Genomic DNA, 21675 nt, shown 5'->3' on the forward strand with positions numbered 1-21675 from the left:
TTCGCTACTCGCTCTCTAAAAACTCCCTCACCTCCCTGAACACCCCGACGAACATCTCCTCCGTCAGCCGCCCGGTATTCGTGTTGTAGCGCGAGCAGTGGTAGCTGGAGAACAGGGCGATGCCGCCGGCGTCGCGCCGCGCGCCATGGGCGAAGGGGAACTGCGCGACCCTGAGCCCCAGCGCGCGCACGGTCGACTGGTGGGCGATGGTGCCGAGCGTGACGATGGCGCGCAGGTTCGGATAGCGGGCGATGGTGGCGGTGAGGAAGCGGCGGCAGGTGGCGATCTCCGCGCCCACCGGCTTGTTCTCCGGCGGCACGCAGCGCACCGCATTGGTCAGCGCCGCGCCGGTCAGCTCGACGCCGTCGTCCGGCCGCGCCCGGAACGTGCCGCGCGAGAAGCCGAAGCGGTGGAGCGTCGAATAGAGGAGGTCCCCCGCATAGTCGCCTGTGAAGGGGCGGCCGGTGCGGTTCGCGCCGCGCAGCCCGGGCGCGAGGCCGACGATCAGCAACTCGACCGTCTTGTCGCCGGCCGCGGCCGAGAAGGTCGGCACCGGCGCGTTGAACCAGGTCGGCTCGCGCAGCCGCCACTCGGCGATGAAATCGTGTAGGCGCGGGCAGAGCGGGCAGCCGCGGTGCGGCTCCGCCCCGGCGGAAGAGAGCGCGAGCGCGGCGCTCACAGGTCGTCTTCGTCGTAGTCGGCTTCGGGCTCCGGCTCGGCGCGGCGGGCGGGGCGCTCGCCCGGCTCGCGGCCGACCTCGCCCTTCAGCGAGGCGAGGTCGATGAAATGGTCGGCCTGCCGGCGCAGGTCGTCGGAGATCATCGGCGGCTGCGAGGCCATGGTGGAGACGACCGAGACCTTGCGGCCCTTGCGCTGGAGCGCCTCGACCAGCGTGCGGAAATCGCCGTCGCCGGAGAAGATGACGTAATGGTCGACCGTGTCGGCCAGTTGCAGCGCATCGACCGTCAGCTCGATGTCCATATTGCCCTTGACCTTGCGCCGGCCGGCCGAGTCGGTGAACTCCTTGGCCGGCTTCGTCACCACCTTGTAGCCGTTGTAGTCGAGCCAGTCGATCAGCGGCCGGATCGAGGAGTATTCCTGATCCTCGACCAGCGCGGTGTAGTAATAGGCCCTGAGCAGATAGCCGCGCTTCTGGAAGCTCGCGAGCAGCTTGCGGTAATCGATGTCGAAGCCGAGCGCCCGCGACGTGGCGTAGAGATTGGCTCCGTCGATGAAGAGAGCGATCTTCTCGCGTGGATCGAACATGATGAAAATTCCTATTGCCAATCCTGTTGAGATAGCTGTCCCTTCGCCCCATTTCCAGAGGTCGCGCGGCCGATGCACATCTGCATTTCGCGTTCGCGGAAAAAGACGCGATCACGATATTGCGAACGACATCCGGCATTTCGCCTGTTGACCTTCCCGCAACTGGAAGGTGCAGCGTCGAAGCGTCAATTCCATCGTTTCAGGAGGTTCCCATGCCCGCTCGTATTCTTCGCTTTTCCGCCATCGCGCTCGCCGCGTGCCTTGCCGCCGCCCCGGCCGCGCTGGCGCAGGACGGGCACGGCGCGCATTCCCACGGCGCCGGAGCGTCGCAGGCCTATATGGACGCGATGACATCGATGAACGAGGAGATGGAGAAGATGGAGATGACCGGCGAGGCCGGCATCGACTTCGCCCTGATGATGATCCCCCATCACCAGAGCGCCATCGACATGGCCAGGGCCTATCTCGACAGCGGCGAAAACGATCCCGAGCTGACCAAGCTGTCGCAGGACATCGTCGCCGCTCAGGAAAGCGAGATCGCCTTCCTGCGCGCATGGCTGGCGAAGAACGGGCATTGAGCCCGTTCTTCGCCAGCCACTGGCCGCGGATCGTGACGCTTGTATTTGTGGCCCGTTCGCGATAAGGAGCGCACAATCTCCGACAATTCCACGAATGAAAGGGGCGCCGTATGGCCCGCGTTACCGTTGAGGATTGCATCGACAAGGTCGAGAACCGCTTCGAGCTGGTGCTCCTTGCCGGCCATCGCGCGCGGCTCATCAGCCAGGGCGCGCCGATCACCATCGACCGCGACAACGACAAGAACCCGGTCGTCGCGCTGCGCGAGATCGCCGACGAGACGCTGTCGCCCGACGATCTCAAGGAAGACCTGATCCATTCGCTGCAGAAGCATGTCGAGGTCGACGAGCCCGAGGCCGACCTGCCGGAGATCGCCGACGCCAGCGCCGGCGTTGCAGCAGTCGAGGCCGAGGCGGAGGACGACACCGTCGCCTTCGACCGCATGTCCGAGGAAGACCTGCTCGCCGGCATCGAGGGACTGGTCCCGCCGGAGAAGAGCGACGACTTCTGACGCTGGCACAGCGACTGCCACTTTATCGGCGGGAAAATCGCGTCTATTGAGAACATGCGCCCGGCGGTCGCGCCGGGCGCATGTCTTGTCTTGAGCGGGGGAAAAGCGTCCATGATGCGGCAATACGAGCTTGTCGAGCGCGTCCAGCGCTACAAGCCCGATGTCAACGAGGCGCTGCTCAACAAGGCTTATGTCTATGCCATGCAGAAGCATGGCCACCAGAAGCGGGCATCGGGCGATCCCTACTTCTCGCACCCGCTCGAGGTCGCCGCGATCCTCACCGAGATGCGCATGGACGAGGCGACCATCGCGGTCGCGCTGCTCCACGACACCATCGAGGACACGTCCGCGACACGTGCCGAGATCGACGCGCTGTTCGGCGCCGACATGGGCAAGCTGGTCGAGGGGCTGACAAAGCTCAAGAAGCTCGATCTCGTCTCCAAGAAGGCCGAGCAGGCCGAGAACCTGCGCAAGCTGCTGCTTGCCATCTCCGACGACGTGCGCGTCCTCCTCGTCAAGCTCGCCGACCGGCTGCACAACATGCGCACGCTGGAGCATATGCGCCCCGACAAGCGCCTGCGCATCGCCGAGGAGACGATGGAGATCTATGCCCCGCTCGCCGGGCGCATGGGCATGCAGGACATGCGCGAGGAGCTGGAGGAGCTGTCCTTCAAATACATCAACCCGGAGGCCTACAAGGCCGTCACCGAGCGGCTGGCCGATTTCGCGGCGCGAAACAGGGGCGTGGTCGAGGAGGTCGAGCACGCGCTGTCCGACCTCTTCGTCGAGCACGCGCTCTATGCCGAGGTGAAGAGCCGGCTGAAGAAGCCGTGGTCGGTGTTCCGCAAGATGGAGACGCGGGCAATCTCCTTCGAGCAGCTCTCCGACCTTATCGGCTTTCGCGTCATCGTCGCCAATATCGAGGATTGCTACCGCGCGCTCGGCGCGATCCATACCCGCTGGTCGATGGTGCCGGGCCGCTTCAAGGACTACATCTCGACGCCGAAGCAGAACGACTACCGCTCGATCCACACCACGGTCGTCGGCCCCTCGCGCCAGCGCGTCGAGTTGCAGATCCGCACCCAGGCGATGGACACCGTCGCCGAATACGGCGTCGCCGCGCATTCGATCTACAAGGACCGCGGCGACAAGGCCGGCGCCAGCCACGCCGTCTCCAAGGACACGAAGGCCTATGCGTGGCTGCGCCAGACCATCGAGGCGCTGTCCGAGGGCGACAACCCGGAAGACTTCCTCGAGAACACCAAGCTCGAGCTGTTCCAGGACCAGGTCTTCGCCTTCACCCCGAAGGGCCGGCTGATCGCGCTGCCGCGCGGCGCGACTCCCATCGACTTCGCCTATGCCGTCCACACCGATGTCGGCGACACCTGCGTCGGCGCCAAGGTCAACGGCCGCGTCATGCCGCTGATGACCGAGCTGAAGAACGGCGACGAGGTCGAGATCATCCGCTCGAAGGCGCAGGTGCCGCCGGCGGCGTGGGAGTCGATCGTCGTCACCGGCAAGGCGCGCTCGGCCATCCGCCGCGCCACGCGCATGGCCATGCGCAAGCAGTATTCCGGCCTCGGCGCGCGCATCCTCGAACGCGCCTTTTCCCGCGCCGGCAAGACGTTCTCGCGCGAGGCGATCAAGCCGGTGCTGCATCGCCTCGCCCGCAAGGACGTCGAGGACGTGCTGGCCGATGTTGGAAGGGGCGAGTTGTCCTCGCCGGACGTCCTGAAGGCCGTCTTCCCGGACCACAAGGAGGACCGCGTCGCGACCTCGCCCAAGGTGCGCGAGGAAGGCTGGTTCAACCTGCGCAACGCCGCCGGCATGCTGTTCCAGATTCCCGGCCTGCGCGGCAGCCGGAAGGCCGGAGCCGAGGGGCAGGGCGGCGGCTCCGTCCCGATCCGCGGCGCGCATGGCGACCTGCCCGTCTTCTTCGCCCCGGAAGGCGCGGTGCCGGGCGACCGCATCGTCGGCATCGTCGAGATCGGCAAGGGCATCACCATCTATCCGATCCAGTCGCCGTCGCTCACCGCCTTCGACGACCAGCCCGAGCGCTGGGTCGACGTGCGCTGGGACATCGACGAGGAGCACAGGGAGCGCTTCCCGGCCCGCATCTCCGTCACCGCGATCAACGAGCCGGGCTCGCTCGCCTCCATCGCCCAGACCATCGCCGCCAACGACGCCAACATCCACACGCTGACCATGGCGCGCACCGCGCCCGATTTCACCGAGATGATCTTCGATCTCGAGGTCTGGAACCTGAAGCATCTGAACCGGCTGCTTTCGCAGCTCAAGGACAATTCCAGCGTCAGCGCCGCGCGGCGCGTCAACGGCTGAATCCAGTACGGGGAAACGACATGAACACGGACGAGGTGCTGGCGGTCTTCCGCGAGGCGGGCGCGATTCTCGAAGGCCATTTCATCCTGACCTCCGGGCTGCGCAGCCCGGTCTTCCTCCAGAAGGCGCGCGTCTTCATGCATGCCGACAAGACGGAGCGGCTGTGCCGGGCGCTCGCCGCCCGGGTGCGCGAAAAAGTGCCGGGCCGCATCGACTATGTCGTCGGCCCCGCCGTCGGCGGGCTGATCCCGGCCTACGAGACCTCGCGGCATCTGGGCGTGCCCGCCATCTGGGTCGAGCGCGAGGCGGGCGAGTTCCGTCTGCGCCGCTTCGAGATCGAGCCGGGCGCGCGCGTCGTCATCGTCGAGGACATCGTCACCACCGGCCTTTCGATCCGCGAGACGGTGGAATGTATGCGAAAGCTCGGCGCCGAGGTCGCGGCCGCCTGCTGCATCATCGACCGCTCCGCCGGCAAAGCCGATGTCGGCGTGCCGCTGGTGGCGCTGGCCGAATATGCGGTGCCGGCATACCCCGCCGACGCCCTGCCGCCGGAGCTTGCCGCAATTCCAGCCATAAAGCCCGGTAGCCGCAATCTATGATTATCGGAATCGGCAGCGACCTGATCGACATCAGGCGGGTGGAGAAGACGCTGGAGCGCCATGGCCCGCGCTTCATCGCCCGCGTCTTCACCGAGATCGAGAAGGAGAAGTCGGAGCGCCGCCGCGAGCGCGCCGCCTCCTACGCCAAGCGCTTCGCCGCCAAGGAGGCCTGCGCCAAGGCGCTCGGCACCGGCATCTCGCGCGGCGTCTTCTGGCGCGACATGGGCGTGGTCAACCTGCCGGGCGGCAAGCCGACCATGCGCCTGACCGGCGGGGCGGCCGCGCGGCTCGCCGCGATCGTGCCGCAGGGGCACGAGGCGTTCGTCCATCTGACCATCACCGACGACTTCCCGCTGGCGCAGGCTTTCGTCATCATCGAGGCGCATCCGGCCGCCGGTTGACAGCCGCTTCGCGGCGAACCTATTGCGTTGCCCCGCGCGGCCCGAGCCGCTAAGACGGAGCGCACTTTCAGCAAGGGACGAGATGAGCGTGGCCGACAAATCGCAGAAGAAATCCGGCGGGCTGGGCGAGACCGTCAGCGTCATCGTGCAGGCGCTGCTGCTCGCGCTCGTCATCCGCACCTTCCTGTTCCAGCCTTTCTCGATTCCCTCCGGCTCGATGCGCCCGACGCTGCTCGAAGGCGACTACCTCTTCGTCACCAAATGGGCCTACGGCTATTCCAAGCACTCGCTGCCCTTCTCGCCCAACCTGTTCGAGGGCCGCATCTGGGGCAGCCAGCCCGAGCGCGGCGACGTCACCGTCTTCAAGTTCCCGCCCAACCCCTCGCTCGACTACATCAAGCGCGTCATCGGCCTGCCGGGCGACCGGGTGCAGATGCGCGGCGGCCAGCTCTTCATCAACGGCGAGCCGGTCGCGCGCGAGAAGGTCGGCGAGATCGACAATCCCGACATCACCGAGGTCAACCGCCCGGTCGAGGTCTGGCGCGAGACCCTGCCCAACGGCGTCTCCTACGACACGCTCGACCTGACGCCGAACGGCATCGGCGACGACACGCGCGAGTTCGTCGTGCCGGACGGCCATTATTTCATGATGGGCGACAACCGCGACAACTCCACCGACAGCCGCTTCTCCGTCGGCTACGTGCCGGAGGACCACCTGGTCGGGCGCGCCAACATCATCTTCTTCTCCATCGCCGGCGGCGCGAGCCCGCTCGAGGTCTGGCGCTGGCCGTCCGAGCTGCGTCCCTCTCGCATCTTCGACTGGGTGAGGTAGGCGGGCTTGGCGCGATGGCCGTGAAATCCTCCGCCGACGCCGATCTCGCCGCTTCGGTCGAGGCGATCTCCGGCCTTGCCTTCACCGACGCCGCGCTCCTGCGCCGGGCGCTGACCCATGCGAGCGCCGGCGAGGGCAAGGACTACCAGCGGCTGGAATTCCTCGGCGACAGGGTGCTCGGCCTCGTGGTCGCGCAGATGGTGTTCGAGGCCAATCCCGGCGCGCCGGAAGGCGAATTGTCGCTGCGCCTCAACGCGCTCGTCAACGCCGAGACGCTTGCGGAAATCGCCGACGAGATCGGCCTGTCGCGGCTGATCGTGGCCGGCAGCGAGCTGCGCACGCTCACGGGGCGCAAGCGCGTCAATCTGCGCGCCGACGTGATGGAGGCGCTGATCGCCGCCGTCTATCTCGAAGGCGGGCTGGAGGCGGCGCGGCGCTTCATCGGCCGCTACTGGGAGGGCCGTTCGAAAGCGCCGACCGCCGCCCGCCGCGACGCCAAGACGGAATTGCAGGAATGGGCGCATCAGGTGGCGAAGGCCTCGCCGCTCTATGTCGTCGAAAGCCGGGAAGGGCCGGACCACGATCCCGTCTTCGAGGTCTCGGTCCGCATCGCCGGCGTCAGGCCGGCAAGCGCCAGGGGCCGCTCCAAACGCGAGGCCGAGCAGGCTGCGGCGACCGCCATATTGCTGCGCGAGGGCGTCTGGGCCGGAGAGGTCGAGGGATGAACGAGCCGATGCAGGGCGCCACGCCCCATAACACCCGCTCCGGCTTCGTCGCGCTGATCGGCGCGCCCAATGCCGGCAAGTCGACGCTGGTCAACCGGCTGGTCGGCACCAAGGTTTCCATCGTCACCCACAAGGTGCAGACGACGCGCGCCATCGTGCGCGGCATCGCCACGCACGGGCCGGCGCAGATCGTCTTCGTCGACACGCCGGGCATATTCCGGCCGCGCCGCCGGCTCGACCGCGCCATGGTCACCACCGCCTGGGGCGGGGCGCGGGACGCGGACCTCGTGCTGGTTCTGATCGACGCCGAGCGCGGCATCAAGGGCGATGCCGAGGCGATCCTCGACAGCCTCGCGGGCGTTCGCCAGCCCAAGGCGCTGGTGCTGAACAAGGTCGACCGGGTGCGGCCCGAGAGCCTGCTGAAGCTGACGGCCGCCGCCAACGAGAAGGCGGAGTTCGAGCGCACCTTCATGGTCTCGGCGCTGACCGGCTCCGGCTGCGGAGACCTCCTCGACTGGCTGGCCGAGCGCCTGCCCGAGGGGCCGTGGTACTACCCCGAAGACCAGATCTCCGACCTGCCGATGCGCCAGCTCGCCGCCGAGATCACCCGCGAGAAGCTGTATCTGCGCCTGCATCAGGAGCTTCCCTATTCCTCCCACATCGAGACCGAGAAATGGGAGGAGAAGAAGGACGGCTCGGTGCGTATCGAGCAGGTGATCTATGTCGAGCGCGACAGCCAGAAGAGCATCGTGCTCGGTCACAAGGGCGAGACGATCCGCGCCATCGGCCAGGCGGCGCGCAGGGAAATCGGCGAGATCCTCGAACAGAAGGTCCACCTCTTCCTGTTCGTCAAGGTGCGCGAGAACTGGGGCGACGACCCCGAGCGCTACCGCGAGATGGGCCTCGACTTCCCGAGTTAGAGCGTGTCGCGCCTTATGCATCATCTGCGCCGCCTGCGCCGCCCCTCATCCGGCTGCCGCCACCTTCTCCCCGTGAACGGGGAGAAGAGAGCTGTCGTCCTTGATTTCGCCAATCGCAGGCGTGGCAAGAGAAACTGCGGGGATTGCGCCCGGCATTCCTTCTCCCAGTTCACGGGGAGAAGGTGCCCGAAGGGCGGATGAGGGGCGGCGCAGGCGCTCGAAGATTGCGCTCCTCCGGAGCGGACAGGACGCGACACGCTCTAGCGGTCGAGTTCCTTCTCGAAGAAGAAGTCGGCATAGGAATTGTCGTTGTAGCGGCCGATCTCGCGATAGCCGGCATTGCGGTAGAGCGCCTGCGCTTCCTTGAGCGTCCGGTTGGTGCCGAGCCGCACCTAGCGCATGTCGAAGCCGCGCGCCTGTTCTTCGAGCGCGTCGAGAAGCCGCCGCGCCAGCCCGGTCCCGCGCGCCTCCGGCGCGACCCACATGCGCTTGATCTCGCCCGTTTCAGCGTCGAGCGCCCGCACGGCGCCGCAGCCAACCGGCCGGCCGTCGAGCCGGGCGACGAGGAAGCAGCCCTTGCCGGCGTCCTTCGCCGCGCCGCTCGCATAGCCGCCGCTGCCCGGATCGAAGCCTTGCTCGAAGCGCCGGTCGAGCTCCCGGTAATAGGCCTCGACGCAATGCCGCGCGTCGGCGCTGTCCTCCGGCTCGACGGCGATGGTCACGGCCGCCGCCGCCATCAGCCGTTCGACCTCGCCCATCGCGGCGACGAGGCGGGCCCGCTGCGCCGCGCTCAGCGGGCCGAGGACCGAGCGCGCGAAATCGTCGGACAGCGCGTCGTAGGCCGCGTGCTCGGCGCGCCCCTCGGGCGTGAGGGCGAGGCGCCGCCGCCGCTTGTCGTCCGGGTCGTCCTCGACCGTCACGAGCCCCTCGGCCGCCAGCGACTTCAGGAGCCGGCTCGCATAGCCGGAATCGAGGCCCAGCCTTTCGCGCAGCAGCCGCAGGTCGCCGCCCTCCGGCCCGATCTCGAACAGCAGGCGCGCCTGTCCGAGCGGCCGGCCGCGCCCGAGATAGCTGCCGTCGAGGACGCCGATGCGCAAGGTCAGCGCCCGGTTGAAGCGGCGGAGCTGTTCGATGTCCGTGTCGTTCATTCTCTGACTTAAGTCAGATATTTTCCGCGCCGGCAAGAGCGAAGCGTTCCCCGCCCTTGAATTCCCCCACCCTTGAATTCGCGGCCCTGTTGGTGAAAGGCTTGGGCCATGGAATGGCGCGACGAGGGAATCATTCTCGGCACGAGGAAGCACGGCGAGACCAGCGCCATCCTCGAAGTGATGACGCGCGCCCATGGCAGGCATCTCGGCCTGGTGCGCGGCGGGCGCTCGCGCCGCATGCAGCCGATCCTGCAGCCGGGCAACCGGGTCGATCTCGTCTGGCGCGCGCGGCTCGACGAGCATCTGGGCCTTTGGCAGGTCGAGCCGGTCGAGCTCAACGCCGCGCGCCTTTTCGACAGCGCCTGCGCCGTCTACGGCCTGCAAACCATCGCCGCGCATCTTCGCCTCCTGCCCGAGCGCGACCCGCATGCCGGGCTCTACGAGACGCTGGCGCTGCTCACCGCCCATCTCGACGATCCGGCCGCCGCCGGCGAGCTGATCGTGCGCTTCGAGCTGCTGGTGCTGGACGAGCTCGGCTTCGGCCTCGATCTCGCCCGATGCGCCGCCACCGGTCGGCGCGACGATCTCGTCTTCGTCTCGCCGAAATCCGGCCGCGCGGTGAGCGGCGAGGCCGGCCGGCCATGGGCCGACAGGATGCTGCCGCTGCCCGCCTTCCTTCAGCGCGGGGCGGGCATCAGGCCCGACTTTGCTGCGATGGAGGACGCCTTTCGTTTGAGCGCCTTCTTCTTCGCCCGGCACGTATACGAACCGCGCGGCCTCGAGGCGCCCGAAGCGCGCGCCGGACTGATCGCGGCCCTGCGCAAGCACCTTTTGCCCCGCCAAGGAGAGAATGCGGCATGACCAGCGAAACCGAGATATTCCCGGGCCATGTCTCGCGGCTTGGCCTGGGCAGCATCCCCCTTGCCGAGCTCGCGCACTACACCGGGCTTCAGCTCCTCCAGCGCGTCGTCGCCGGCGAGTATCCCGCGCCGTCGATCGCCGCGCGCATGAACTTCGCCCTCGTCGAGATCGAGGAGGGCAGGGCGGTGTTTCGCGGGCTGCCGGGCGAGCGGCACCTGAACCCGCTCGGCGGCGTCCATGGCGGCTGGGCGGCGACGGTGATGGATTCGGCGCTCGGCTGCTGCATCCATGCCATGCTCGGCATCGGCGAGGCGTTCTCCACCGCCGAGATGAAGATCAACTACACCCGCCCGATCACGCCGCAGACCGGCATCGTCACCTGCGAGGGCAAGGTCGTCCACAAGGGCCGCACGCTCGCCGTCTCCGAGGCGCGGCTCACCGACGGGCAAGGCCGTTTGCTCGCCTTCGGCACCGAGACCTGCTCGATCTTTCCGATGTCGCGCTTGCAGGGCTGACCTGCTATCTCGGTAGATTGACGCCGGGGGGCGTTACTTGCACGCTGGAGAAATCGAGCCCTCATGGAACTGATCGTCCTCCTCGCCCTTGTCGCCGGCGGTATCGCCATCCGCAAGCAGGGCCAGCGCCTGAGGGCGCTGGAACAGGAGCTGGCGTCGTTCCGCATGCGGCTGGCGGGCGGCGCGCCCGTCGCCGCCGCGGCGGATGGCCCGCTCGATCAGCCTGTCGAGCTGCCGGCCCGCGAAATCGCGGATGAGCCCGCCGGTCCCGTCGAGGCGGAGGAGCCGGCCGGAATGCCCGGACCGTGGGCGCAGGCCGCCATGTCCGCCGCGGACGAGTCCGACCGGATCGGGGAAGCGCCTGCGCCGGAACAGGCCCCGCAGCAAGCCAGGCCGCCGCGGCGCGACCTCGAGACCGCGCTCGGCACCCGCTGGGCGGTGTGGGTCGGCGGTCTGGCGCTGGCGCTCGGCGGCGTCTTCCTCGTGCGCTATTCCATCGAGGCCGGCATCTTCGGCCCGCGCGTGCGGCTCGCCGCCGCCGCGCTGTTCGGCATCATTCTCGCCGCGGCCGGCGAGCTGGCGCGCCGGCGCGGCTTCCGCGCGCCCATCGGCGGCGTCAACGGCGCCTATGTGCCGGCGATCCTCACCGCCGCCGCCACCTTCACCCTGTTCTCCACCGTCTTCGCCGCCCATGCCCTTTACGGCTTCATCGGCACGGCGACCGCCTTCGGCCTCTTGGCCGTCATCACGCTCGGCACGATGGGGCTGGCGCTGCTGCACGGGCAGGCGCTGGCCGGCCTCGGCCTTCTCGGCTCCTATCTGACGCCGGTGCTCGTCTCGTCCGACTCGCCGGCGGTGTGGACGCTGTTCGGCTATCTCGCGATCGTCCTCGTCGCCGCCGTCGCCATCGCCTCGCTGCGCCGCTGGCGCTTCCTCGCCGGCGCCGCCTATGTCGGCGCGGGGCTGTGGAGCACGGCCTATATCAGCGAATCCTTCGCGGTCGATGCCGCCCCGCTCGCTTTCCTCTGGCTCGTCGGGCTCGTTGCGCTGGCCGGCCTCTGGCTCGCCCGCCCCGGGAGCAAAGAGGAGGAAGCCGCGCCCCGCCTCGATCCGGCCTCGCTGGTAGCCGCCTTCTTCCTCTTCGTCACCGCCACGTTCCTTGCGCGCGGCGCGGACGGCGCGCCGATCGGCGCGGGATACTGGGCCGCGGGCCTGCTCCTCGCCGCGCTGGCCGTCGCCGCATGGCGCGCCCGCGCCGTGCCGCTTCTCCACGCCTTCGGCATCGCAATGCTGTTCATCGCCGGCTGGGCGATCCTCGGCGGCAGCGTCGACATTGACATCCTCTACGGCCGCCTGCTGTTCGACGGCGTATGGCTCCAGCCGGGGGCGGATGCCTTCCAGTCCTGGTCCTTCCTCCTCGCCGTCGCGATGCTCGCCGTTGGCATCGCGCTCGCCCGGCTCAGGGTCACTGCCCAACCCGGCAATGCCGCCGCATGGGCGTTCTGGGCGGCGCTGGTGCCGCTCTGGACCGTCCTCACCGCATGGCTGACCCTCGGCAATTTGAATGTCGACTGGCGCTTCGCCTTCGCCGCGCTGGCGCTCAGCGCGATCCTCGCCGCTGCGGCCGAACTCACCGCCCGCGCCGAGGACCCTGCGCAGGCCGGCGGGCGCGCCGTCTCGTGCTTCGCCGCCGGATCGGCCGTGGCGCTCACACTCGCGCTTCTCGCCGGGTTCGGCCCGCTCCTGACCACGGTGCTGACCGGCCTTGCCGCCATCGTTCCCGCCGCCGTGACCCGCCTGCGTCGCTGGCCGGTGCTGGGCTGGCTGTCCGCCGGCTTCGCCGCCGTGACGCTTGGGCGCGTCGGTGCGGACCCGACCATCGTCGGCACTGACGCGCTGTCGACGACGCCGTTCCTCAACGCGCTGACGCCGGGCTATTTCCTGCCGGCTGCCGCCTTCGCCTGGGCGGCGTGGCAGCTCGCCCGCACCACCGGCAGGCGGGCGCGGCTGATGATGGAGGCGTTCGCGGCGCTGTTCGTGCTGCTGGGCGCGGCCATGCTCACGCGCCACGCCATGAATGGCGGCGTCATCGGCCCCGGCGAGCCCTCGCTCGCCGAGCAGGCGATCTACAGCCTGATCATGATCGGCGGCGGCGCGATCCTGCTCGCGCTCGACCGGCGTTCGCCGAGCCCGGTGTTCCGCTGGGGCTCGATCGGCCTCGGCGTCCTCTCGGTGCTGACCATCGCCTCGTCGCATCTTCTTGCGCTCAACCCGCTGTTCACCAACGACACCACCGGCACGATTCCGGTCTTCAACCTCCTCATGCTCGCCTACCTCCTGCCGGCGCTGGCGCTGGCGGGGCTCGCATGGCGCGCGCGCGGGCTGCGGCCGGACTGGTACGTGGCGATGCTGGCCGCGGGCGCGGTGGCGCTCGCCTTCGCCTGGGTCAGCCTGTCGATCCGCCGCCTGTTCCACGGCGAGTTCATCGGCGCGTGGAAGGGCATGGGCGCGGTCGAGACCTACACCTATTCGGCGGTATGGCTGGCGCTCGGCGTGGCCGTCCTCGTCGCCGGCCTGCGGTTCAGGTCGCGCGGCCTGCGTCTCGGCTCGGCGGCGCTGGTCGTGCTCGCCGTCGCCAAGGTGTTCCTCTACGACATGCGCGAGCTGGAAGGCGTCTTGCGGGCGCTGTCCTTCATGGGCCTCGGCGCGGTGCTGATCGGCATCGGCATGTTCTATCAGCGCATGCTGCCGGCCGCCCACGCGCGCGGTGAGGAAGGCGAAGGGGAAGAGGAGGCGGCCTGACGCCGCCTTGTTCTCATTCGGCCGGCTGGGGGGCCGGCCGCTCGACCGGGCGTTCCTCGATCGGCCAGTGGACGACGGCCGCGAACACGCCGAGCGCGACGCCCAGCCACCACACCGGATCGTAGGTGCCGAACCGGTCGTAGAGATAGCCGCCGAGCCAGACGCCGAGGAACGAGCCGATCTGGTGCGAGAAGAACACGACGCCGCCGAGCATGCCGAGATGCGCCGTGCCGAACATGACGGCGACGAGCGCGTTGGTCGGCGGCACGGTGGATAGCCACAAGAGGCCCATGACGATGGCGAAGACGATCACCGTCGCCGGCGTCTGCGGCAGAAGAAGGAAGGCCGTCACGAGAACCGAGCGCGCCAGATAGATGAAGGCGAGGAAGTAAGGCTTGGAATAGCGCTGGCCGATTGCGCCCGCCGCCAGCGCGCCGATGATGTTGAAGAAGCCGATCAGCGCCAGCGCGATCACCGCATAGCGCGCCTCGATGCCGATGTCCGAGATGTAGGCCGGAAAATGCGCGGTGATGAAGGCGATCTGGAAGCCGCAGACGAAGAAGCCGGAGACCAGCAGGAGATAGGAGCGGTGGCCGAGCGCCTCGCGCAGCGCCTCCGCCGCCGTCTGCCGGTAGGCCGCCTGCGGCTGGCTGCCGGATGAGGAATTGCCGCGCAGCGGAATGGCGAGCACGGGGATGACGAGCATCATCGCGCTCATGACGACGAGCGCGTCGTACCAGCCATAGGCCGAGATCAGCCCCTGGCCGAGCGGCGCGAACAGGAACATGCCGGCCGAGCCCGCCGCCGTGCCGAGCCCGAAGGCGAAGCTGCGCCGCTCGGGCGCGACGTTGCGGGCGAAGGCGGCCAGCACGATGCCGAACGAGCCCGCGCCGACGCCGAGGCCGACGAGCAGGCCGCCGCCGATGTGGAGCATGGTGGCGCTGTCGGCATTGGCCATCAGCACGAGGCCGGCCGCGTACATCAGGCCCGACAGCGCCAGCACCCGCCATGTGCCGTATTTGTCGGCCAGCGCGCCGAAGACCGGCGTGCCGAACCCCCAGGCAAGGTTCTGGATCGCCATCGCCAGCCCGAAGGTGGTGCGGTCCCAGCCCTTCTCGGCCAGCATCGGCAGCTGGAAGAAGCCCATGGCCGAGCGCGGCCCGAAGGTCAGCAGCGCGATGGCGCAGCCGCAGGCGATGATCAGCCAGGGAAGCCGCGCGGCAGAAGGCTGGGCGGAAGGCGAAGCGGCCATGTGCGGGGGGTCCATGAAACGGAGTGGCAACGCTGGAGCGAAATGCTCTAGTCGAGTTTTACTTTGATGGGAAATGAATTGAACGGGGCGATCGTTCAATTCCTTTGATGTGGGAAAGGCTCGAATGGCGGATAGGGCGTCCTCGGCTGCATGTGCTTCGGCCGGACGTCGAAGCCGCGCGGCTCCTGCGGGTGCCGGAGGGCAGGAGGCGGTGCCGTGAGCGTCGGCGGCGAGACCGCGGTTGCCGGCGGCACCAGCGGCGGGGCGATGCGCACCGAGGGGCGGCCGATCGGCTGTTGCGGCGAGGGCAGCGCCGGGCGCGGGACGGTGATCACCATGCCGGCACGAAGCGTGTTCGCGTTGAGACCCGGATTGGCGGCGCGCAGCGTCTCGATGCTGATCCCGCAGGTGCGGGCGATCGAGATGAGGGTGTCGCCGAAGTCGACGCCGAGCCGCGCGGGGCAGGCCGCCTCTGCCCGCGTGGTCGTCAGGCCAATGATGGTCAGGCCCGCCGCGAGCACGGCGAGAAGGAAGCAGGCGGGGACAAGCGCGCGTCTCATGCCCGTGCCCTCCTGCCGGCCGCCTTGGCGCGCTGCGCCTCGATCTCGGCGAAGCGGGCGAGGAAGGCGTCCTGCGCGGCCCGCGTCGGCAGCGGCTCTAGCGCGAGGCCGTCGCTGGTGATGTTGCGCGGGCGGCCGAAGAATTTCTGCGCCTCGGCGTCGGCAAAGCCGGCGAGCCGCGTCGCCTCGAACCACGCCGCGACCTGATCGGCGCGCTTGATATCGCGGATGAGCGCCGCCGGCAGGTCGGCCGGCAGCGAGAAGCGCAGGTGGATGGCGCGCTGCAGCCGCTTCTCTACCAGCTTGTAGCCGCCGCCGACCACGGCCTTGAACGGCGAGATCATGTCGCCGATGACGTATTCAGGCGCGTCGTGCAGCAGCGTGGCGAGCTGCTCGTCGGCGCTGGCTTGCGGCCTTGCCGCGCGGAACGCCGCCTCCACCACCAGCGAATGCTGCGCCACCGAGAAGGCGTGGTCGCCGCGCGTCTGGCCGTTCCAGCGCGCGACCCGGGCGAGGCCGTGAGCGATGTCGCCGATCTCGACGTCGAGCGGCGAGGGGTCGAGCAGGTCGAGCCGCCGGCCCGACAGCATGCGCTGCCAGGCGCGGGGCGGGGGGGCTGGCTTGGGGATAGGCTTGTCCGCCATCAGCGTTCGTCCGCGGTTTCGCCCTGCGGCAGGGTGTAGGTCGCCGAGGGCGGGACGGAAAGAGAAAGCGCGACTCCGCCGGCGGTGATCGATACGCCGCCGTCCTGCGCCGCCTTCACCCGGTCGATGCGGACGATGGCGAGCCCGTCGGGGCCGCAGACGCTGCCCAGCGTGCCGATGGCGCGCCCGCCGGCCTCCACCTCCGTGCCGCTCGCCGGGAGATCGCCCACGCCCTTGACGATCATGACCCGCCGGCGCGCCGTGCCGCGGTGCTGCATGCGCGACACCACCTCCTGCCCGACATAGCAGCCCTTGCGGAAGCCGACGCCGCCGTTGCTGTCCATCAGCACGTCGTGCGGGAAGGCGTCGCCGGCAGCGAAGTCTTTACCGCTTTCGGCTACGCCATGGGCGATCCGCAGCCGGTCGTAATCATCCGGCGAGGCGTCGGTCGCGACGGCGTCGCCATAGCGGCGCGACACGCCGGACCCTTGCGGAAACCGCAGGTCGGCCAGCCATCCTGAATCGGTTTGTAAAGCCGTTGAATCGAATTGCGAGGCGGTTGAATGATCGCGCGAGGCAGCGGAATCATCCTGCCAGCGTGCAGTCACAACCAACTGATCGGCAAGGGAAATCACCGCCTTCGCCCTTAGGCGGTAGAGCGTCAGCCGGCGCATGAAATCGCCGGCCGATTCGGCACGGCAGTCGAGGAGGAAGCCGTCCGCCCCGCGACGCGAGATCAGGAAGTCGAACAGGATCTTGCCCTGCGGCGACAAGAGCGCGCCCGGCCGCGCCTCGCCGGCCGCCAGCCCGTCGAGATCGGCGGTGAGCACGTTCTGGAGGAAATGTTCGGCGTCCGGCCCCTCGATCAGGATCGCGGCGCGGTCGCCAGGCTGTGCTGTCGGCATGGGGCTGATCCGAACTTGCTTTTGACGTGGCCATTACGTAAGCCGCGCTGACGGCGCGGGCAAGTGGAAGAGCCATGCGCGCCGGCATGGCTCCCCCGCGCATGGGCTTTTGAAGACGGCGAACGAGGATAGCCCCATGACCAAGAGCTTCGACCTGATCCTCAAGGGCGGCACCGTCGCCAACCATGACGGCATCGGCCGGCGCGACGTCGGCGTCGTCGCCGGGCGCATCGCCGCGCTCGGCGATCTGTCGCAGGCCGATGCCGGCGAAGTGATCGACTGCACCGGCCTTCACGTCCTGCCCGGCGTCGTCGACAGCCAGGTCCATTTCCGCGAGCCGGGGCTCACGCACAAGGAAGACCTCGAGACCGGCTCGCGCGCGGCCGTGCTCGGCGGCGTCACCGCCGTGTTCGAGATGCCCAACACCAACCCGCTGACCACCAGCGAGGCCGCGCTGGCCGACAAGGTGGCGCGCGCCACGGGCCGCATGCATTGCGACTTCGCCTTCTGGGTCGGCGGCACGCGCGAGAACGCGCGCGACGCCGGCGAGCTCGAGCGCCTGCCGGGCGCGGCCGGCATCAAGGTGTTCATGGGCGCCTCGACCGGCTCGCTGCTGATCGAGGACGACGAGGGCGTCTACGAGGTCCTGCGCCACACGCGCCGCCGCGCCGCCTTCCATTCGGAGGACGAGTTCCGCCTGCGCGAGCGCCTCGGCGAGCGCGTCGAGAACGACCCGTCCTCGCATCCTGTCTGGCGCGATGAGGTGGCGGCGCTGCGCTGCACAGACAGGCTGGTGCGCATCGCCCGCATGGCGCGCGCGCGCATCCATGTGCTGCACATCTCGACGGCCGAGGAGATCGAGTTCCTCGAGCACCACAAGGATGTCGCCACCTGCGAGGCGACGCCGCATCATCTCACCCTGACCGCCGACGACTACGCCACCCTCGGCACGCTGATCCAGATGAACCCGCCGGTACGCGCGCCCCACCATCGCGACGGCGTCTGGCGCGGCGTCGGCAACGGCGTCATCGACGTGCTCGGCTCCGACCACGCGCCGCACACGCTGGAGGAGAAGGCCAAGCCCTATCCGGCCTCGCCCTCGGGCATGACCGGGGTGCAGACGCTGGTGCCGATCATGCTCGACCACGTCAATGCCGGGCGGCTGTCGCTGGAGCGCTTCGTCGACCTGTCGAGCCACGGCCCCAACCGCATCTTCGGCATGGCGCGCAAGGGCCGCATCGCCGCCGGCTACGACGCCGACTTCACGATCGTCGACATGAAGCGCAGCGAGACGATCACCAACGAGCAGGCCGGCTCCCGCGCCGGCTGGACGCCCTATCACGGCAGGACCGTCACCGGCTGGCCCGTCGGCACCATCGTCCGCGGAACGCGCGTGATGTGGGAAGGCGAGATCGTGACGCCGGGGCAGGGGAAGCCGGTGGAGTTTTCGGAGGCGTTGGCTGTGTGAGTGAGTAGAGAATAGGGAATAGTGAGTAGTGAGTAGTGAAAAGAGCGGATATATTTCACTACTCACTACTCACTACTCACTACTCACTCTCTTTCAATCTCCCGCGACGAAGAACAGCCACCGCCCTTCCGGCGAGATGCCGGTGCGGTAGAAGATGTAGGCGCCGTAGTTCTTCATGTCCTCGTAGTCGCCGGCGGTGACGATCTTGAACAGCTCCACCCTCTGGCGCGGGTTGAGATCGGCGAGCGGCACGGCGAAGAAATAGGGCCAGACATACATCTCGTCCTCGGCGCTCTGGCCGAGCTTCACATAGCCGGCGCTCAGCACCTCGTAGAGGATGGCGAGGATCTCGTGGCCTTCCTCGTCGCCCGAAAGCTCGCGTAGGAAGGCGATCGGATCGCCCGAGATGGCGCCGAACGAAAGCTGGGTGGCGCCCTCGCCGGTGCTGAGAAGCGGTCGCAACCGCTCGATGTCGCCGGAAAGGCAGGCTTCGACGATGAGGTCGCGCATGCGCCGGACGGGCTCCGGCAGCAGCGAAAGATCGTATTGCACCTCGGGAACCGGCTCGTCGTCGGCCTCCGCGCCTTCGGTCTCCTGCGTGGCGTCGCGGTCGGGATCGCGCGGGATGACGACGGGGTCGGGCAGGGGCACGGTCACTGCCGGCGGTCGGGGGGCTTCGCCGGCCGGCTGGGTCTCGTCCTCCGGCGCGTCCTCGTCCGTTTCCTCGCCTTCCTCGGTGGCCGGCGGCTGCGCGTCGGGCCTCTGCGTCTGGCCGGGAGGCGGCAGGTCGTGGCGCTCGATCGTGTCCGCGCCGTCCTGTCCTTCCGGCACCGGCACGTCCTCGCGCGGCAGCTCGCTCAGCGCCAGCGCCGCGCCCGGCAAAGCGAGCGTGCCGGCAAGCGCCAGCGCCGCGCAGGCGAACGCGGCCCTCAGCCATGCTTCGAAACCGGACCTGGCGGCCATATTCCTCGCCATCGGCGCTCGCTGCTCCGCATCCTTCAGTCGTGCCGGGGCACTATAGCGGAAAAACCGCCCTTCGCGAGGCCGCGCGCCGCTGGCGTGACAAAATGGTTTCCGTGGATTGGTGCCGGCGGGTGTCCGGCCGGACTTCAGTGGACGACCGTCGCCGGATTGAACTCGCCGGCGACGAGCCTGTCGCGCATCCGCTCGACCAGCGACAGCGCCGCCGCCTCGCCATTGGCGCGCACGAGCTCCTCGAGGGCGGTGGCGATGGCCGCGTCCGCCATGATGTCCGGCTCGATGCCGGCGGCACGGCCTTCGGCCCACGCGTCCTCGTAGCTTTCGATCGCGGTCAGGCGCTTTTCCTCGCGAATCAGCACGTCGATGTCGCTGATGCCGTGATCCATCCGTTCCACCCAATCCCCGCGGGCCGATGCTTCGACTTTAGCGGTTCCCTTAATGTCCCGTTAAGGCTTGTAGCACAGGAAATGCGGCGCGGGCTGCCACAATCGTGTAAAAGTTAACCGATTGCTAAAGCCCCGCCGGCGGGGCTTTTCGCAGGCGCGCTGCTGCAGCGGGCGTTCTGACGAACGCTGCTCCAGCTTCTTTCCTTTAGCCGCATTTATGCGACGTCAGACGATTCCGTCTGACTGCAAAATGCTCTAGCCTCAGTTGCCGTAGCGCGTCGCGGTGTCGCGCGACAGCGCCTCGCCTTCCTTCATGTAGCGGGCGATGGCCGCCAGCGCCGAGCTGGTGCAGGTGGTGTAGGTGGTCTCGAAGCTGCGATAGCCGCGGTTGAAGCTGGCGGTCAGCTTCGCCCGGCGCTCGTCGTCCGGGTTTTCCGCCGCGATCAGCGCCTCCATGCGGCCGCGCCAGTCCTGGCCGCTCTCGCCGCACAGGTTGCGCAGGTAATGCAGCGAGCCGAGGATCTCGGACAGCCGCATCAGGTCGCCCTCGAACGGCGAATCGACCGCCTGCGCCCCTTGGCCGTGGCCGAGGAGGAGGAAAGCCGCAACAAGCGCGCGAGAGACGAGACGCTGGATCATCGACCGGCTTGTCGCCGGGAATCGTGGCCGGCGCAAGGCGGTTGTCACGCCGAGGCGACGCGCTGCGCGATTTCGTAGACGGAACGCGCCAGCGGCAGCGCCGCCATCTCGTCGAGCGTCACCCACAGCGCCATGTCCGCGTCGTCGCCCGCGACGATGGTCCCGCCGGCGAAGGCGGCCGAATGCACCGAGAGGATGAACTCGACGCGGCGCTCGTCCCGCTCCGCCGACAGCTCCAGATCGACGATATGGGCGATGGCGGCGATGTGCGCCCCGGTTTCCTCCATCACCTCGCGCCGCACCGCCTCGACCAGCGTCTCGCCCGCCTCGACCCTGCCGCCGGGAAAGGCGTAGAGCCCTCGCGCCGGCGCGCGCCCGCGCCGCACGAGCAGGAAGCGGCCTTCGTGGAAGATCGCCGCCGAGACGGCGCGGATCGGGGCGGGCGGAGTCGGGGGCGCTTCTTCTGTGTGCATGGCGCGAGTGTGGGTTGCGGCTGCGTGGTTCTGCGGCCAGATTGCTGGCAGGCGAAGCCAAGGGCAAGGTGAATTATCGGATGTGCGGACGTTTCGCGCTGGTTCAGGGGCCGAAGGAGCTGGAGGACGTGTTCGGCGTTCCCGAGGTCGAGCCGTTTCCACCGCGCTACAACATCGCCCCGACCCAGCCGATCATGATCGTCACGGCGGGGGTGCGGCGCGAGCCCGGCTCCAACCGGCCCGAGCGGCAGGCAGCGCTGGCGCGCTGGGGTTTTATCCCATCATGGGTCAAGGATACGGCGCAGTTCCCGCTCCTCATCAACGCACGCGCCGAGACGGCGGCGGTGAAGGCCTCGTTCAAGGCGGCGATGCGCCATCGCCGGGTGCTGGTGCCGGCCTCCGGCTTCTACGAGTGGAAGGGAACCGGCCGCAAGGATGCGCAACCCTACTGGGTGCGGCCCCGCCACGGCGGCATCGTCGCCTTCGGCGGGCTGATGGAGACGTATGCCGAGCCGGGCGGCTCGGAGATCGACACCGCCGCGATCCTGACCTGCGAGGCCAACGCGACCATTTCCCATATCCACCATCGCATGCCGGTGGTGGTGCGGCCGGAGCATTTCTCCCGCTGGCTCGACTGCGTCGGCAACGAGCCGCGCGACGTCGCCGACATCGTCCGGCCGGTCGAGGAGGATTTTTTCGAGGCGATCCCCGTTTCCGACCGGGTGAACAAGGTGGCGAATGCCGGCCCCGAGCTTCAGGAGCGCGCGGAGCCGGCGGCGGAGCGGCCGGAACCCGAGAAGCCGAAGGGCGACCAGCTCAGCCTGTTCTGAGCCGCTGGCCGCGCTGGCCCATTGCGTGCTTGGCACGCTTC

25 protein-coding genes are annotated in these 21675 nt (G+C 68.8%); 13 read left to right on the plus strand and 12 right to left on the minus strand.

What is annotated here, in order from left to right; genetic code table 11:
- Positions 1–4: 4 nt before the first annotated feature.
- Positions 5–679, minus strand: coding sequence for a uracil-DNA glycosylase (locus tag M9945_RS09630; protein WP_367944326.1), 675 nt, complete (start codon positions 677–679; stop codon positions 5–7).
- Positions 676–1266 (minus strand): NYN domain-containing protein, encoded by a 591-nt coding sequence (locus tag M9945_RS09635; RefSeq protein WP_367944327.1) that lies wholly within the window; start codon positions 1264–1266, stop codon positions 676–678. The genes M9945_RS09630 and M9945_RS09635 overlap by 4 nt, the downstream gene beginning before the upstream one ends.
- Positions 1267–1478: 212 nt before the next feature.
- Between M9945_RS09635 and M9945_RS09640 the strand changes: the two genes are divergently transcribed.
- The 8 genes from M9945_RS09640 to era all read left to right on the plus strand — a co-directional run bounded on the left by M9945_RS09640 (position 1479) and on the right by era (position 8170).
- Positions 1479–1844, plus strand: a complete 366-nt coding sequence (locus M9945_RS09640) for a DUF305 domain-containing protein (protein WP_367944328.1) — start codon at positions 1479–1481, stop codon at positions 1842–1844.
- Positions 1845–1954: 110 nt separating this feature from the next.
- Positions 1955–2353, plus strand: coding sequence for a DNA-directed RNA polymerase subunit omega (rpoZ, locus tag M9945_RS09645; RefSeq protein WP_367944329.1), 399 nt, complete (start codon positions 1955–1957; stop codon positions 2351–2353).
- Between the two features lie 111 nt (positions 2354–2464).
- Positions 2465–4693: a bifunctional (p)ppGpp synthetase/guanosine-3',5'-bis(diphosphate) 3'-pyrophosphohydrolase gene (locus M9945_RS09650; RefSeq protein WP_367944330.1), complete on the plus strand. Its 2229-nt coding sequence runs from the start codon at positions 2465–2467 to the stop codon at positions 4691–4693.
- Between the two features lie 20 nt (positions 4694–4713).
- The gene (pyrE, locus tag M9945_RS09655; protein ID WP_367944331.1) at positions 4714–5292 is read left to right on the plus strand and encodes an orotate phosphoribosyltransferase; all 579 of its coding nucleotides are present in this window, start codon (positions 4714–4716) and stop codon (positions 5290–5292) included.
- Positions 5289–5693, plus strand: coding sequence for a holo-ACP synthase (gene acpS / locus M9945_RS09660; RefSeq protein ID WP_367944332.1), 405 nt, complete (start codon positions 5289–5291; stop codon positions 5691–5693). The genes pyrE and acpS overlap by 4 nt, the downstream gene beginning before the upstream one ends.
- An 82-nt stretch (positions 5694–5775) precedes the next feature.
- Entirely contained in the window at positions 5776–6525 is a 750-nt protein-coding gene (gene lepB, locus M9945_RS09665; RefSeq protein WP_367944333.1) for a signal peptidase I, read from the plus strand.
- Between the two features lie 14 nt (positions 6526–6539).
- Positions 6540–7250, plus strand: coding sequence for a ribonuclease III (gene rnc / locus M9945_RS09670; RefSeq protein ID WP_367944334.1), 711 nt, complete (start codon positions 6540–6542; stop codon positions 7248–7250).
- A complete protein-coding gene (gene era / locus M9945_RS09675; protein WP_367944335.1) occupies positions 7247–8170 on the plus strand; it encodes a GTPase Era in 924 nt (307 codons plus the stop codon). Before rnc ends, era begins: the two co-directional genes overlap by 4 nt.
- Before the next feature lie 260 nt (positions 8171–8430).
- Here the strand turns inward: era and M9945_RS09680 are convergent, their stop codons facing one another.
- Together M9945_RS09680 and M9945_RS09685 are read right to left on the minus strand one after the other, a co-directional pair.
- Positions 8431–8562 carry a hypothetical protein gene (locus M9945_RS09680; RefSeq protein ID WP_367944336.1) on the minus strand — a complete coding sequence of 44 codons (132 nt, stop codon included), beginning with the start codon at positions 8560–8562 and terminating at the stop codon, positions 8431–8433.
- Entirely contained in the window at positions 8563–9318 is a 756-nt protein-coding gene (locus M9945_RS09685) for a GNAT family N-acetyltransferase (protein ID WP_367944337.1), read from the minus strand. It lies immediately after the preceding gene.
- Between the two features lie 108 nt (positions 9319–9426).
- Here M9945_RS09685 and recO point away from each other — a divergent pair, with 108 nt between their 5' ends.
- From recO to M9945_RS09700, 3 genes are all read left to right on the plus strand, one after another.
- Positions 9427–10179, plus strand: a complete 753-nt coding sequence (gene recO / locus M9945_RS09690; protein ID WP_367944338.1) for a DNA repair protein RecO — start codon at positions 9427–9429, stop codon at positions 10177–10179.
- Positions 10176–10694 (plus strand): PaaI family thioesterase, encoded by a 519-nt coding sequence (locus tag M9945_RS09695; RefSeq protein WP_367944339.1) that lies wholly within the window; start codon positions 10176–10178, stop codon positions 10692–10694. Before recO ends, M9945_RS09695 begins: the two co-directional genes overlap by 4 nt.
- 63 nt (positions 10695–10757) lie before the next feature.
- Positions 10758–13496, plus strand: a complete 2739-nt coding sequence (locus M9945_RS09700) for a DUF2339 domain-containing protein (protein WP_367944340.1) — start codon at positions 10758–10760, stop codon at positions 13494–13496.
- Positions 13497–13509: 13 nt separating this feature from the next.
- Here M9945_RS09700 and M9945_RS09705 read toward each other — a convergent pair whose 3' ends face one another.
- The 4 genes from M9945_RS09705 to M9945_RS09720 form a co-directional block, all read right to left on the minus strand.
- Positions 13510–14748, minus strand: coding sequence for an MFS transporter (locus M9945_RS09705; protein ID WP_367944341.1), 1239 nt, complete (start codon positions 14746–14748; stop codon positions 13510–13512).
- Between the two features lie 95 nt (positions 14749–14843).
- Positions 14844–15308 (minus strand): LysM domain-containing protein, encoded by a 465-nt coding sequence (locus M9945_RS09710; RefSeq protein ID WP_367944342.1) that lies wholly within the window; start codon positions 15306–15308, stop codon positions 14844–14846.
- Positions 15305–15952 (minus strand): hydrolase, encoded by a 648-nt coding sequence (locus M9945_RS09715; protein ID WP_367944343.1) that lies wholly within the window; start codon positions 15950–15952, stop codon positions 15305–15307. Before M9945_RS09715 ends, M9945_RS09710 begins: the two co-directional genes overlap by 4 nt.
- On the minus strand, positions 15952–16857 hold the full coding sequence (locus tag M9945_RS09720) for a folate-binding protein YgfZ (protein ID WP_367944344.1): 906 nt from the start codon (positions 16855–16857) through the stop codon (positions 15952–15954). The genes M9945_RS09715 and M9945_RS09720 overlap by 1 nt, the downstream gene beginning before the upstream one ends.
- Positions 16858–16993: 136 nt before the next feature.
- Here M9945_RS09720 and M9945_RS09725 point away from each other — a divergent pair, with 136 nt between their 5' ends.
- Positions 16994–18325, plus strand: a complete 1332-nt coding sequence (locus M9945_RS09725) for a dihydroorotase (protein ID WP_367944345.1) — start codon at positions 16994–16996, stop codon at positions 18323–18325.
- Positions 18326–18418: 93 nt separating this feature from the next.
- Here M9945_RS09725 and M9945_RS09730 read toward each other — a convergent pair whose 3' ends face one another.
- The 4 genes from M9945_RS09730 to M9945_RS09745 all read right to left on the minus strand — a co-directional run bounded on the left by M9945_RS09730 (position 18419) and on the right by M9945_RS09745 (position 20804).
- Positions 18419–19288 carry a hypothetical protein gene (locus tag M9945_RS09730; RefSeq protein ID WP_367944346.1) on the minus strand — a complete coding sequence of 290 codons (870 nt, stop codon included), beginning with the start codon at positions 19286–19288 and terminating at the stop codon, positions 18419–18421.
- A gap of 146 nt (positions 19289–19434) precedes the next feature.
- Entirely contained in the window at positions 19435–19692 is a 258-nt protein-coding gene (locus M9945_RS09735; RefSeq protein WP_367944347.1) for a hypothetical protein, read from the minus strand.
- A 261-nt stretch (positions 19693–19953) separates the two neighbouring features.
- Positions 19954–20331, minus strand: coding sequence for a TIGR02301 family protein (locus M9945_RS09740; RefSeq protein WP_367944348.1), 378 nt, complete (start codon positions 20329–20331; stop codon positions 19954–19956).
- A gap of 44 nt (positions 20332–20375) precedes the next feature.
- Complete coding sequence (locus M9945_RS09745; protein ID WP_367944349.1) at positions 20376–20804, minus strand: NUDIX hydrolase; 429 nt, start codon at positions 20802–20804, stop codon at positions 20376–20378.
- Positions 20805–20884: 80 nt separating this feature from the next.
- On the opposite strand from M9945_RS09745, the gene M9945_RS09750 reads away from it, so the two are divergent.
- Positions 20885–21634, plus strand: a complete 750-nt coding sequence (locus M9945_RS09750) for an SOS response-associated peptidase (protein ID WP_367944350.1) — start codon at positions 20885–20887, stop codon at positions 21632–21634.
- Positions 21635–21675 lie beyond the last annotated feature (41 nt).

This window comes from Aquamicrobium sp. (assembly GCF_023954335.1).
In the GTDB taxonomy this organism is placed as follows: domain Bacteria; phylum Pseudomonadota; class Alphaproteobacteria; order Rhizobiales; family Rhizobiaceae; genus Aerobium.